Origin of the sequence: Collinsella sp. SGI.184 (genome assembly GCF_050313415.1) — a bacterium.
Taxonomy (GTDB): Bacteria; Actinomycetota; Coriobacteriia; order Coriobacteriales; family Coriobacteriaceae; genus Collinsella.
This window is the reverse complement of sequence record NZ_JBNPLJ010000009.1, coordinates 52447-65632: the sequence shown is the minus strand read 5'-3', so window position 1 is coordinate 65632 and position 13186 is coordinate 52447. Positions and strand designations below refer to the sequence as shown.

Annotated in this window: 9 protein-coding genes and 1 tRNA gene; 3 read left to right on the top strand and 7 right to left on the bottom strand. The window is 60.7% G+C overall.

The window, feature by feature from the left end:
- Positions 1-98: 98 nt before the first annotated feature.
- On the bottom strand, positions 99-2552 hold the full coding sequence (gene pheT, locus ACQRAJ_RS04645; protein WP_427747845.1) for a phenylalanine--tRNA ligase subunit beta: 2454 nt from the start codon (positions 2550-2552) through the stop codon (positions 99-101).
- Between the two features lie 181 nt (positions 2553-2733).
- Positions 2734-3810 carry a phenylalanine--tRNA ligase subunit alpha gene (pheS, locus tag ACQRAJ_RS04640; protein ID WP_154517607.1) on the bottom strand — a complete coding sequence of 359 codons (1077 nt, stop codon included), beginning with the start codon at positions 3808-3810 and terminating at the stop codon, positions 2734-2736.
- 505 nt (positions 3811-4315) lie between these two features.
- Between pheS and ACQRAJ_RS04635 the strand changes: the two genes are divergently transcribed.
- A complete protein-coding gene (locus ACQRAJ_RS04635) occupies positions 4316-5890 on the top strand; it encodes a carboxypeptidase M32 (RefSeq protein ID WP_427747844.1) in 1575 nt (524 codons plus the stop codon).
- Positions 5891-6095: 205 nt separating this feature from the next.
- Here ACQRAJ_RS04635 and glmM read toward each other — a convergent pair whose 3' ends face one another.
- Positions 6096-7427, bottom strand: a complete 1332-nt coding sequence (gene glmM / locus ACQRAJ_RS04630) for a phosphoglucosamine mutase (protein WP_427747843.1) — start codon at positions 7425-7427, stop codon at positions 6096-6098.
- A gap of 82 nt (positions 7428-7509) precedes the next feature.
- Complete coding sequence (locus ACQRAJ_RS04625) at positions 7510-8532, bottom strand: DMT family transporter (protein ID WP_427728446.1); 1023 nt, start codon at positions 8530-8532, stop codon at positions 7510-7512.
- 290 nt (positions 8533-8822) lie between these two features.
- Between ACQRAJ_RS04625 and ACQRAJ_RS04620 the strand changes: the two genes are divergently transcribed.
- Positions 8823-8897: transfer RNA gene (locus tag ACQRAJ_RS04620), tRNA-Val, on the top strand.
- A gap of 545 nt (positions 8898-9442) precedes the next feature.
- On the opposite strand, the gene ACQRAJ_RS04615 is transcribed toward ACQRAJ_RS04620, so the two are convergent.
- A complete protein-coding gene (locus ACQRAJ_RS04615) occupies positions 9443-10456 on the bottom strand; it encodes a hypothetical protein (RefSeq protein ID WP_154517598.1) in 1014 nt (337 codons plus the stop codon).
- Positions 10457-10843: 387 nt separating this feature from the next.
- Between ACQRAJ_RS04615 and ACQRAJ_RS04610 the strand changes: the two genes are divergently transcribed.
- Positions 10844-11530, top strand: a complete 687-nt coding sequence (locus ACQRAJ_RS04610; RefSeq protein WP_427728448.1) for a DUF5710 domain-containing protein — start codon at positions 10844-10846, stop codon at positions 11528-11530.
- A gap of 38 nt (positions 11531-11568) precedes the next feature.
- Here ACQRAJ_RS04610 and ACQRAJ_RS04605 read toward each other — a convergent pair whose 3' ends face one another.
- Both ACQRAJ_RS04605 and ACQRAJ_RS04600 read right to left on the bottom strand, forming a co-directional pair.
- On the bottom strand, positions 11569-11853 hold the full coding sequence (locus ACQRAJ_RS04605) for a hypothetical protein (protein ID WP_427747842.1): 285 nt from the start codon (positions 11851-11853) through the stop codon (positions 11569-11571).
- 122 nt (positions 11854-11975) lie between these two features.
- Complete coding sequence (locus tag ACQRAJ_RS04600; protein WP_427728450.1) at positions 11976-13058, bottom strand: HNH endonuclease; 1083 nt, start codon at positions 13056-13058, stop codon at positions 11976-11978.
- Positions 13059-13186: the final 128 nt, after the last annotated feature.

Sequence of the window (13186 nt, the reverse complement as noted above, 5' to 3'; positions counted from 1 at the left end):
CGTGTCATATATGCAGGCTCAGCAGTGCCTTATACCGAGGATAGCAGTCACGTAAGGCTCGGCAGCAGCCACCGCTGACCCATACCCCAGTGCAGGGCCTAGCCGCGGACCTCGCCGTTTACGCCCTTGCACACCTTGGTGACGATCTTCTGGTGCGCTTTTTCGACCTCTTCGCTGGTAAGCGTGTGGTCGTCGGAGCGATACGTAAGCGCAAAGGCCATGGACTTCTTGCCCACGCCCACGCGGACCGGATCGCGGTAGACGTCGAACAGACGCACACCCTCGAGCAGCTTGCCGCCGGCGCTGGTAATGCGGCGCTCAAGGTCCTCGCAAGTCACGGAGTTGTCGACCACGATAGCAAGATCGTGCTCAACAGCCGGGTACTGCGAGAACTCGCGGTAGTTCTCCTGGTTGCGGGCGCCCTTGATCAGCTTGTCCAGGTCGAGCTCAAAGGCAACGACGACCTCGTCGATGCCCATAGCTTCGCGCGCCTCGGGGTGGATCTCGCCGACCCAGCCCAGCACGGTGCCGCCAGACAGAACCTCGGCGGCACGGCCCGGCTGCAAGAAGGCATAGCCCTCGCCCTCGACGGGACGGAAGCGAACCTTCTCGATGCGCAGCTGGGCGAGCAGCTCCTCGACAATGCCCTTGCCAAAGAAGAAACGCAGCTTGCGGTACTTCATGTTCCAAGACTGCTCGCTCCACTGGCCCGAGAGCACGCCCGCCACGGACTTAGTCTCCTTGGGCAGGCTGGCGTTCTCGCGGCCGTGGAACAGGCTGCCGACCTCGTACAGGTGCACGTTGGGCGTGCCATGGGCCTCGTTATAGGCCACAGACTGCAGCAGGCCCGGCAGCAGCGAGCGGCGCATCTCGGTCTGCTCGGCCACCAGCGGGTTCATAAGTACCACGGGGCAGCCGCGGCCCTCGGTGGACATGCCGATCTTCTCCAGGTCGCCCGGCGCGGCAAAGCCAAAGGTCGTGGTCTCGTTGAGGCCGCAGGCGCGCAGGATCTCGCCGACCTTGCGGGTAAGCTTCTGCTCGCGGGTCAGGCCACCGATGTGGTTCTTGGCAGCCGGGATGGTCGCCGTCACGCGGCCCATGCCCCACAGGCGCAGGACCTCCTCGATCAGGTCGATCTCGCGCGGCAGGTCGGGGCGGAAGCTCGGCGGGGTAACCATAAAGTCCTCGCCGTCGCGCTCGACGGTGCAGCCCAGGCGGGTGAGCGAGCGCTCGATAAAATCGGGCTCGATATCGGCGCCGCAGATGGCGTGCACGCGGGCCAGGCGCAGCTTGATGCTGTCGATGGTCTTGGGCGCGGGGAACACATCCACGTAGCCGGGAGCGACCTCGCCGCCGGCGATCTCCTCGATGAGCGCGCAGGCAACATTGGCCACATCCACGCAGCCGGTCTCATCGACCTGGCGCTCAAAGCGGATGGAGGCGTCGGAGATCAACGACAGGTCGCGGCTGGTGTGCGAGGTGCGGCCGGCGTCGAAGCAGGCGCTCTCGAGCATCACGTCGACGGTGTCGTCCTCAATCTCGGAATCCATGCCGCCCATAACGCCGGCCAGCGCCACGGGACGCTCGCCGTCGGTAATGAGGCCCATGCCGGCGTCGAGCGTGCGCTCCTCGCCGTCGAGGGTCGTAAATTTCTCGTCCTGCTGGGCGGCGCGAACCACCACGCGGCGCCTGCCCTCGCGCTCGGCAAAGGTGTCCAGGTCAAAAGCGTGCAGCGGCTGACCGGTGAGCATCATCACGTAGTTGGTTATGTCGACGATGTTGTTGTGCGGACGCACGCCCAGGGCGTTAAGACGCTTGACCATCCAGTCGGGCGAGGGGCCGACCTTCACGTTGCGCACGATGCGGGCGACATAGCGGTCGCACAGGCCCTCGTCGGCGATCTCGACCGAAAGCTCGTCGTCGGTCGCGCGGCCGGTCTCCGCCTTGATGGCGGGCAGCTCAACGTGGAAATCGCGGTCGAAGATGGCACCGGTCTCACGGGCCATGCCGATCATGGACAGGCAGTCGGGGCGGTTGGGCGTGATCTCGCAGTCGAGCACGGTATCACTCGAGCCCACATACTCGGCAAACGGCATGCCGCAGGGCGTATCCTCGGGCAGGATCATGATGCCGGAGTGGTCGCCACCCAGGCCGAGCTCGCGCGCGGAGCAGTTCATGCCCATGGACACGACGCCGCGAAGCTTGCTCTTCTTGATCTTGACGTCACCGGGAAGCACGGCGCCGATCATTGCCGTGACGATGTGGTCGCCGGCCTCAAAGTTCTGCGCGCCGCAGACGATCTGCAGCGGAGCGGGGTTGCCGTCGGCGTCGAGGTTCTTGTCACCCACGTCGACCGAGCACACATACATATGGTCGCTATCGGGGTGCGGGGTCTTGGTAAGCACCTTGGCGGTCACCACGTGGTCGAAGGACTCGCCCACGGTGTCGATCGCCTCGACCTCGGTGCCGGTACGGATATATTCGTCCGAAAGGGTCTTGGGATCCTCCGGAATATCGATCATGGTCTTGAGCCAGTCGTAAGAAACACGCATCTAACTGGTCTCCTTTCATCTGTAACGTCTGCAATAAACAGACGGAAAACTCCAGCTACGGAGACGGGTTTCCGAGGTGCCGTAGATTGCCCCGGAAGAGGAGCGCCGCGTACTTGGGTACGCAAGCGACGGTTTGAGGGGCAAGGTGCGGTGGCTCGGGAAGCCGCCGGGACAGGTCAACTTAAAACTGATTCAGGAAACGCATATCGCCTGTCATGAGCGTTCTGAGGTCGGGCAGGTCGTAGCGCAGGGCAGCGACGCGCTCGGCGCCAATGCCAAAGGCGAAGCCGGTGTACTTCTCGGGGTCGATGCCGCAGTTGATCAGGACGTTGGGGTCGACCATGCCGCAGCCCAAGATCTCGATCCAGCCGCTGTGCTTGCAGAAGTTGCAGCCCTTGCCGCCGCAGACGTGGCAGCTCACGTCCACCTCGCAGGAAGGCTCGGTGAAGGGGAAGAAATGCGGGCGGTAACGCGTCTTGCGGTCCTCGCCAAACATGCACTTAACAAAGTAGTCGAGCGTGCCCTTAAGATCGCCAAAGGTGATGCCTTCGTCGACGACCAGGCCCTCGATCTGGTTGAACTGCGGCAGGTGACAGGCGTCGGCCGTGTCGGGACGGTAGACGGTGCCCGGGCAGATCATGTAGATGGGCGGCTTCTGCGACTCCATGGTGTGAATCTGCACGCCCGAGGTCTGGGTGCGCAGCAGCACGTCGGACTCGCCGTGGGCATGCGCCTCGGGGTGCGCGACGCTGCCGGGGTTGTTGTCGACCACATAGAAGGTGTCGCGGGCCGAGCGGCTCGGGTGATCCATGGGGGCGTTGAGCGCGGTGAAGTTGTAGTAGGAGGTATCGACCATGGGACCGGACTCGACGGTGTAGCCGATACCGCTAAAGATATCCTCGGCCTCCTCGATGATCTGCTTGATCAGGTGCTGGTGGCCGATCTGCGGACGAATGCCCGGCAGCGTGATGTCGACGGCCTCGTGCTCCAGTGCGTGCTTGAGGGCGGCGGCCTTCATCTCGGTGGTGCGCTCGTCGAGCATGCCCTCGATCAGCTGGCGCATCTCGTTGGCGCGCTTGCCCATCACGGGGCGATCCTCGGGGGCGAGCTTGCCCATCATGCGCATCAGGCCGGTAATACGACCCTTGCGGCCGAGCAGCTCAACGCGCGCAGCCTCGAGCTTGGCGGCGTCGTCGGCGCCTGCGACGAGCTCCTTGGCCTCTTCCTCGAGTTTGACCAGATCATCAATCAGACTCATGTCTTCCCTTTCGTCTCTCGCGTTCCCCGCTCGCCAGGACGACTGCCGCCGTCTGGCGTTGCAAAAACGCGGCCCGATTCGGTAACAAAAAACCGTCCTCGGGCATGTGCATTGCCCAAGGACGGTTGAATTCCGCGGTACCACCTTGTTTGACCCGGCGGATGTCTGGCCCGCCGTGCCCACTCTGTGCCCCTTATCGCGAGGCTCACGGCTTCCCTACTGGGGCTTCGCCGCCGCTGGCCGCGCGCCCGTTGAGGTTGCTGCTCGGGAGTGAACGCTTGGCCCTTGCCACCGCAGGAAGGCTTGCAGCCCATGACCTTCCCTCTCTTGCCGGCGACGCGGCGGGCAAAACCCTCTCCGTCAACGCATTGGGCTATAGGATAACACATTCTGCGAGCATATCGCCGCGTTCCGTTTTGTTCGCACTGGGTACAAGGCAGATAGCTGTGCAAACTGGCCGCACGCCCACCCGTGGCGTCCGGTCTGCGAGATCAAGGATATAGGTATGGGAAAGAAACTCGATAAGAAAGCCAAGGCCGCCGTGGCCAAGGCCTCTAAGAACGCCAAGGCGGGCAAGGGCATCAAGAAGCTCCGCAAGCTCGAAGGCAAACTATGGACCCGCGAGTACCTGCTCAAGATTGCCGAGTTCGATGGCGCGACGATTGCCCCCGCCAACGGCGCTGCGGCCCGCGCCGATGCTATGGGCACCCTTGCCGGCGAACATCACAAGCTCCTGACCAGCAAAAAGTCCGTCGAGCTTGTAAGCTCGCTGGCACACGAGACCGTCGCCGGCGGCAAGATCGACGACCCGCAGCTGCTCGACGAGATCCGTGTGCTCGGCCGCGACCAGCGCGAGGCAAGCGTTATCCCTACTGAGGAGGCCGAGGCCTGGACCAGGCTCACCTGCGAGGCCGACGCCGTGTGGCACAAGGCCAAGACGGCCAACGACTGGGCGAGCTTTGAGCCCTACGTGGATAGAATCGTCGCCCAGCTCAAGCATCAGGCCGAGCTCATGGACCCCAAGCGCGACCCATACGATGTTTGGCTCGACCAGTACGAACGCGGCCTTTCCGCCAAGAGCTTCGATGCGTTTTGTGACGAGGTCAAGGCCACCGTCGTGCCGCTCGTTCACGCCATCGGCGAGCGCGGGCAGCAGCCTACTGCCGACTTTTTGCACGCGCATGTGCCCGAGGCCGCCCAGCGCGCCATGAGCTTCGACCTGATGAAGCTCGTCGGCCTTAACCTGGACGACACCACGCTCGCCTTTACCGAGCACCCGTTTAGCGAGGGCTTCTCGGTGGGCGATGCGCGCATCGCCACGCACATCTACGAGAACGACTGCATCTCCAACGTCTATAGCATCATCCACGAGGCGGGGCACGCCATGTACGAGCTGGGCGTCAATCCCGCTTACGCGCGTACGTGTCTGGAGGGCGGCACCTCCATGGGCATTCACGAGAGCCAGAGCCGCTTTTTCGAGAACACCGTAGGCCGCAGTCGCGCTTTTATGGGCCCGCTGCTCGAAGTGCTGCGCCGTCACGCGCCCGAGGTCTACGGCAACGTGGACGAGGACACGCTCTACCACGCCGTGAACATCGCTCGGCCGTCGCTGATCCGTACCGAGGCCGACGAGCTCACCTACCCGCTGCATATTATGGTGCGCTACGAGATTGAGCGCATGCTGTTTGCCGGCGAGGCCACGGCCAAGGACATCCCCGCGCTTTGGAATCGCTTTATGGACGAGTACCTGGGCATTCCTGTTCCCGACGACACGCGCGGCTGCCTGCAGGATACGCACTGGAGCGGCGGCTCGTTTGGCTACTTCCCCACGTATGCGCTGGGCAGCGCCTACGATGCCATGTTTGTGCCGGCCATGTGCCGCGACGGTGTCGACCTTAACGGCGCCTGTGCGAGCGGCGACCTGACACCCGTCCGCGCTTGGCTGGGCGAGCACATTTGGCAGTGGGGCCGCGCCAAGGACGCGCCGGAGCTCATCAAGGGCGCGTGCGGTATGGCATTCGATGCCCGCTACTACTGCAGCTACCTGCAGGACAAGTTCACCACGCTGTACCAGCTGTAAGGATTGACCAGCACGCCATCGCCAACGCCAACCATGTTGACGTCGATGTCTTGGCAACGTCAGCGAAAACGGCCCCAAGCGAGCAAGGTGACGTGAAATGAAAGGGCGCTGACCTTCTGGTCGCGCCCTTGAAATTGAACGCCAGATTGCCGCTTGGGGCCGTTTGTAGCGTCGAGCGGTTACGCGGTTTGGTAAAACCGCGTAACTACAGAGCCTCCAGCGCGGCGGCGATGCGCTTCATGGCGGCGTCGGCGGCGTCTTGGTCGGGGGCCTCGGCCAAAACGCGAATCACCGACTCGGTTCCGCTCTTGCGCACCAGCACGCGGCCCTCGCCCGCCAGCGCCGCCTCGGCCTCGGCAATGGCGGCCTGCACGCCCATGTTGCCCAGCGCAGCATCCTTGTCCGCCACGCGTACGGCAACCTGCGCCTGCGGCAGCAGCTTGCACGGCACCGCGAGCTGCGAAAGCGTCTCGCGTTCGGCACGAATCACTTCCATCACACGCAGCGAGGTCATAATGCCGTCGCCCGTACGCTCGATATCGCCAAAGATCGTATGGCCCGTCTGCTCGCCACCCAGGCTGTAGCCGCCCTCGCGCATCTTGGCATACACGTGGCGGTCGCCCACGCCGCTGGTCACGGCACTCAGGCCGGCAAGCTCCAGCGACTTAATCAGGCCAAAGTTGCTGGCGATCGTCGGCACCACGGTACCGCCCGAGAGGCGCCCGTGCTTGTTAAGATACACGCCGCACACGTACAGAATCTGGTCGCCGTCGACCACGCGGCCGCGCTCGTCCACGGCCAGGCAGCGGTCGGCATCGCCGTCGTAGGCAAAGCCCACGTCCAAGCCTTGCTCCACCACATGGCGCTGCAGGCGCTCCATATGCGTAGAGCCGCAGTCGACGTTAATGTTAAAGCCGTCGGGTGCGGCGTTAATCACGCGCACATCGGCGCCGAGCGCATCGAACACCGGCTTGGCGACAGAGGACGCCGAGCCGTTGGCGCAGTCAATGCCAATCTTGACGCCCTGCAGCGAAAAGTTCGCGCTTGCAATGAGCGAGGCGATGTAGCGGTTGCGGCCCTGCATGTAGTCAACCGTGGCGCCAATGTGGTTGCCCGTGGCCAGCGGCACCTCGCTCTTGCCATCGATGTAGTCCTCGATGAGCTCCAGCACGTCCTCGTCCATCTTAAAGCCGTCGCTGTTGACCAGCTTAATGCCGTTATCGCAAAACGGATTGTGGCTCGCACTGATCATGATGCCGCAATCGAAGCAGCCCTCCACGGTCTGGTGCGCCACGCCCGGCGTAGGAATCACATGCAGCATATAGGCGTCTGCACCGCTCGCAACCAGACCGCTCACCAGCGCCGCCTCGAACATATAGCTCGAGCGACGCGTGTCCTTACCCACGATCACGCGCGCCTTGGCCCCGCGCCTGGCGCCGTAATACCAGCCCACAAAGCGGCCGATCTTGTACGCGTGCTCCACGGTCAGCCCAACGTTGGCCTCGCCGCGAAATCCGTCGGTGCCAAAGTACTTCATAAGAGGTCCTCTCTATAGACAAAGGCGCGCCGCCAAAGCAACGCGCCGCCAGCCCATTATCCTTTAATAGCAACCGCGGGGGCTACACCGTTAAAAACATCATTACGATAATCATGGCAAAGCCGATAAGGTCGGTCGGCAAAAATACCGTGCCCAGCATAACGGCGCTGGTAATGGTTGCCGAGACCGGCTCCACGGTCCCGATGAGGCTCGCGCGCACCGAGCCGATGTCCTTGACGCCCTGCATATAGAGCATGTACGCCAAAAACGAGCCCACGACCACAAACACCGCGAGCGCCTCGACGCCGGCGGCATCGAGCGCCGGCATATGGGCCCACGGCTGCACGAAAACGCACGAGACCACGCCTGCCGTGAGCATGGCTGAGCCCGTAACGATGGGGCTGCCGTATTCTGGCAGAATTTTGGCGGGAATCACCGCCATGCAGGTGGCGCTCACCGCGCACATAAGACCCGCCACCAGACCGAGCGGCGAGATGCTCAGGCTCGTGGGGTCGCCGCCGGTGGCGATCAAAAACGTGCCGCCAAGGGCCAGGCCAATACCGATAACCTCGCGCATGCGCGGTTTGCGGCGATCGGTGATGCAGGTATATCCCATGATGATGACCAGCTGCAGGCACTGAAGGACCGTCGCGGTTCCGGCATTGGTCAGGCGCACGGCCGAAAGATAGCAAAACTGGTTAAAGAGCAGGCCAAAAGCGGTAAAGAGCAGCAGCTGCTTGCGATCAGCGGGCGTCGTCCAAAGCTTGACCAGGCGTGCGCGGTCGCGCGTGACAACCACGACCATAAAGAGCAGGCCGGCGAGAATCTGTCGTATGCTCATAAGCCACAGCGTATCGACATGGTAGGTATCGAACAAAAAACTCGCGCTGGTGCCCGAGAAGCCCCAAAACGAGCCGCCCACGAGCGTAGCCAACATGCCCACGATCATCTTGCGCGTCTGGGCATCGTTGAGGCGGTCGCGCCATGCACGGCGGGTGCTGCGGCTGAGCTCATCGGTGCCCTCGGGCACATCAATGTTCGATATATCGGTCATCGGCACCGAAGCCCCTGCGCCTTCGACCTGCTCGACACGCTCTTTGCTCATCCCGCTCCCCCGAAACAGCCTGGAAACAATTCGGCTTACCTTACCACGGCGAAGGCACCAGCTGGGGGCTTGTCCGCTTATCGGTAGGACAATTCCGCGGACGTCTCTTCCATGGTTCGGCATCGCAACGGCTTTGCATTATGCGATAGCCAAATCACGGCAGCGAGCTCTTTTAAAATGGGCGCGACAAAGCCCTTTGATTCCACAACGTTAGCGATTTTAAAAAATATTCTTGCCACCGAGTTCAAGCTCCGTTATATTATCCCTTGCGCACTTGCGCACCCTTGATCGGGCGTTTAGCTCAGGGGGAGAGCGCTTCCCTGACACGGAAGAGGTCAGAAGTTCAAATCTTCTAACGCCCACCAAATGTTCGCAGCCCAGATGCTATGCCTCTGGGCTGTTTTGTTTTATGTGCTAAGCCAAAAGGGCGCCGTGGCACCCAAAACCGCTTCGGCAGCTCCAATAACCATCCCAATCGAGGCTGATACCGCCTCTACATAACCGGCAATCATCCCGGCAGACCCCAAGTTGCTTCGGTATCGCCGGCAATTACCCCTGCCACACCCAAAGTCGCCCAGACAACCCCGGCGACCGCCCCAATCAGCCCCAAAATTACCCAAACAGCCTTGGCGACCGCCCCGATCTGGCCTTCGCAAGCCTCGCGGCCACATCCGGACAGCCTTCCCATAACCAGGTCTAATACTTTTCCCGAGAAGTGAACGACCTTATTTGGACCCCTGAAGCATCCACACTTTTTACAGCCAAAACCGCAGGATTCCAATGATAAAACCGCAGGAAATAAGCCACCAAAAGTGTCGATGTTTCGGGGGTCCGTTTTGACTCGTTCACTTCTCGGGAAAAGTATTAGACCTGACAATGAGGCCCTTGGTCCCATGCCCAGCAACCGCCCCTACCAATGTTGACGCGCCTCGATTACGGCCTGCCAAAGCTTAAACCGCTTCGCTTCGACGCGCTTGAGGGCAAAGTATCGCTGCTCCTCGCTCATGGGCTTGTTAAAAATGGGTCGCTTGTTCCGGTGCAGCTTCCGTCGGATGCGTTCGCACAGCCGAATGAGCTTGTCGTAGTCATTTGCCTGCTCAGTCGTCACGGTGAAGTGTGCCACGCCGCTCAACAGCTCCAACTCGTTGCGGCGCTCGGCATCCTTGTAAATCTTCTCGCGTCCGTCATGAATGGCATCGCTGTCGTAATCGACCATCGCGGTCAGCACCTCTGGCAGCAGCCCGGCCTTTACTTTATCCATGCCCACCTCGACTTTAGCCGTAAGCGTTATGTCGGGTGTGCGCTCCAACACGCGAAGCTTGTGATCACGTCCGTCATTGTATCCATCGCGAATGAAGACCTTCTTGTTAAGTTCGGCCTTGCCCAATGCATACCCGCCGTAGCGCGCAGGCAGCGACATAAACATGCAGAGCCCCGACTCCCTCGGAGAGCGCGACCCCTCGATCACATATGCAAGCAGCGCCTTTGCCTTCGCGATACCCCTCACCTTGGGTGACTTCTCGATATACGCCGCGATGAGCTCCTTAGTCGTGAGCCTGCTATCGCGCATGCCCGCATCCCTGCCTGTTACCCCACCGGGAGCAAGGTTATCCAGCCGGTAATCCGATGTCATCGCATAGCCGGCATAGACGGCCGCTGCCACATCGCCATCGTGCACAGCCTGCAAAAACGCCAGCTCGGGAGAGCACACATACGCATCAAGGTCGCCCATCCAGTGGCCCAGCGAGATAAACGAACCCGCCGGGAGCTCGTTGGTGCACAGATGCGTCTTAACATGCTTGCTCTGCCGACGGCCGGCGCGCGACGGCACCAGCAAATCCAGCGTTTCGATCCCCAGGTCATAGCGATCGATAACCTCCTGCGCTTCTTGGTCCAAGAGCGCACAGGCACCTGCAATCGACACGACCTCTGGCTCCGAATCCCCAAAGCGAGGGTTCGGCATGTGCGCCAACAGCGCCAATGCGGCGTTATGTGAAACGATAAAGTACCTCATGGCGCGAAGATAGCACGCACGCCGGCGGCGGCTGGCGGTTCTGCTAAGTTTCCGGTAAACGACCGGCGGTTTTTTCGCCGAGGTGCGCCAAAGTGTTCATTCGCCGATGCCCAAACCGCAATCCGTCAAGCTTTTGGCAAGGTTGCCGCCCAACTGGCCAAAAGCCGACCATCTACTTGCCAGTTTATCCAAGGCGTAACCAACCAGTCCGCACCGCGGCTTCTCGGCAAAACGCCACAACGTCCACACCCTGCGGTATCCTTGAGCCACTTACACCTGCAGCACCAAGGAGCCACCATGCGCACCGAGCTCGATGTTCCCTTTTCACACAAAGAAGAAGCCAAAGCGTTGGGCGCCAAATGGGACCGGACCAAGAAGATCTGGTATGTACCCAGCGGCGTCAACCCCGAGCCCTTTGCCGAGTGGCTGCCCGGTGTTGACCGATCCGACCCCTCTGCGCCGTATATATATCTAGTACTGGGCAAGCGCGAATGCTGGAAATGTCACAAAGAGACCTCGGTCGCGGCCTTCGGCATTCCCTATCGAACCGATGACAGCGAGGGCATCGCCATTGCGCACGCACCCAACAAGGCCGGGCATATTGCCATCGACACAGCCAATGCCAACGCGCTCGCCATTGTTCCCGCTCTTGGCTGCGTCCCGGGCGAGATCCGCGACTATCTTTCTAAGCGCTGTGGCTACAAGCCCGTAGGCGCGCGAGCCTCCAAAGCCCCATCGCTCGGCAACACGTGCACCAGTTGCGACGCGCTGCAAGGCAGCCGCTATCTGTTCGAAGAACCCACGTCCCCGTTTGCCCTCACTGCCATCAACAAGCTGCCGGCACTGGAGTTTGTGCGCGTCGAAGTTGCCGGCGTCTTTGGCGTCCCGGCCACGCGTACCAATTTTGACCAGGCACTCTTTACCTGGGCACGCGACCATCACGCCGAGTTCCACAAGAAGCTCGGTGAGGGAATTTATTTGTAGAGACGGAGAGGCCTTCACAGCCAGCTCCTCCGCATCGCCTATCCCTCGTCGCAAACGTCATACACGATATCGAGGCCGCAAACAGGGCATTTCTCCGGATACACCGGCATATGAACGCCCGTCCGTTTTCTCACTTCGTCGCTGAGTCTGTCGCGCGCATCGATGAACCGAATATCGAGACACGATATTTGTGAGCCGCAATAAGGACAGGCGACGGCAAACGACCCGCAATCAACCTCTACGCCCGGAAACATATTGTTGTCGATAAGGGCACACGGCAGTTTTCCGTACTTCCCCATCGCAATATCGCCTCGCCAGCTCACACGCGCTCCTCTCTCGCTATCCAAATCAGGAAGAGCATGCACCGGCGGGCGTGCACGAGATTGCATCGCCACGCGATCCGATCAAACAACACGATCGTAAAAGACCGCCGAAGCCAAATACGCTAATACGGCAGAAGCCCCGCCTTTTCACGCTTCTTTTCCGAGCGATCAAACTCAATGCGATGGGCCTCGAGAAACACCGCATTGGGTCGCCACTGACGCTCATTCGGCTGCCTTAGCGTCGCACCTGCAAAGGAAGCGTAGTCGGTCTTATCCAGCAGGTACGATCCGCACAGTCGATATTCGCCGCAAACAGGCTCAAACGAAATCAGATGAGCATCGAATAGAGCATGAAAGTCGCGCCGAAGTAGAATGCCGTTGCTGGCAACCTGCGATTTGGGTCCCGAGTAATTCTCGATATGTGCAGCCTCCAGTGCCTCGTTAACCCCACAACCCGACACCGCGCAGCGACCATCATAGGCGGCAATGAGCTGCTTGCGGAACCATTGCTGCCCCAATCGCTCGCGTCTCAACGCATAGCGAGCTTTTTCGTCATCGGTCGCACTCTGTCCGGCAAACTCAATGTCGGCTGACATGTGCTTCAGATAGCTCATGTCGGACGCAAAACGAGGATCAGGCCCGCCTTTATGAACGGGACCATGCAGAACAAACCAGCCGTTTTCGGGCTCAAACCGTTCAACAAACGCAAGGCCGAGCACCTTATAGCCCACCTCGGTTGCAAATATGACTCCAACTGGAACGCCATATTCCATGCAGTTGAGCATTTTACGGTTGTAATTCTGGTCTCGAGAACCAACGACACCTGGCGTTTGAACCGAATACTTAATGACCCACGTACCGTCATCCAAATAGAGCGGAGGAACATCGGTGTAGAAGCTCTTTTTAGAGTTATGGACCGAAAGCGCAAAGATCTTATTGGGATCTTGCTTCACCCGATCCTGGCCCGGCCAGAAGATCCCTGAATCCCGCGTTACGGGAAAGAAGTCCGCGCCAATTCTCAAACGATACTGATACTGAGGGCTATCTTCCTTGGTGCGGTGCGGAAGGCTGGTCCAAACGCCGCCGCGCTGCTCCTCACCCAGAAACCACTCCCATGCCTCAACGTATTCGGAAGGCACGAGACTGCAGGCACGGTCATAGCTTGGTCCATCCATCAACGGAGCAGCAAGGTCAATGTCGTTCATCGCCAGCACCTACAACCATACGAACGCGAGTCATGCCCCTCAATAATATGGCCGAGAGTCAATTATTACGAGATCTCATTCCGCGATCGGCACATCGTTGATGCTCTCGGTTTGCCGCTGGCGCGCTC

What these genes read in the sequence shown, in the direction of transcription:
- glmM (WP_427747843.1), bottom strand. Translation starts at nt 7,427, where the DNA reads ATGAAGTACTTTGGCACCGACGGATTTCGCGGCGAGGCCAACGTTGGG.
- pheT (WP_427747845.1), bottom strand. Translation starts at nt 2,552, where the DNA reads ATGCGTGTTTCTTACGACTGGCTCAAGACCATGATCGATATTCCGGAG.
- ACQRAJ_RS04600 (WP_427728450.1), bottom strand. Translation starts at nt 13,058, where the DNA reads ATGAACGACATTGACCTTGCTGCTCCGTTGATGGATGGACCAAGCTAT.
- pheS (WP_154517607.1), bottom strand. Translation starts at nt 3,810, where the DNA reads ATGAGTCTGATTGATGATCTGGTCAAACTCGAGGAAGAGGCCAAGGAG.
- ACQRAJ_RS04610 (WP_427728448.1), top strand. Translation starts at nt 10,844, where the DNA reads ATGCGCACCGAGCTCGATGTTCCCTTTTCACACAAAGAAGAAGCCAAA.
- ACQRAJ_RS04635 (WP_427747844.1), top strand. Translation starts at nt 4,316, where the DNA reads ATGGGAAAGAAACTCGATAAGAAAGCCAAGGCCGCCGTGGCCAAGGCC.
- ACQRAJ_RS04625 (WP_427728446.1), bottom strand. Translation starts at nt 8,532, where the DNA reads ATGAGCAAAGAGCGTGTCGAGCAGGTCGAAGGCGCAGGGGCTTCGGTG.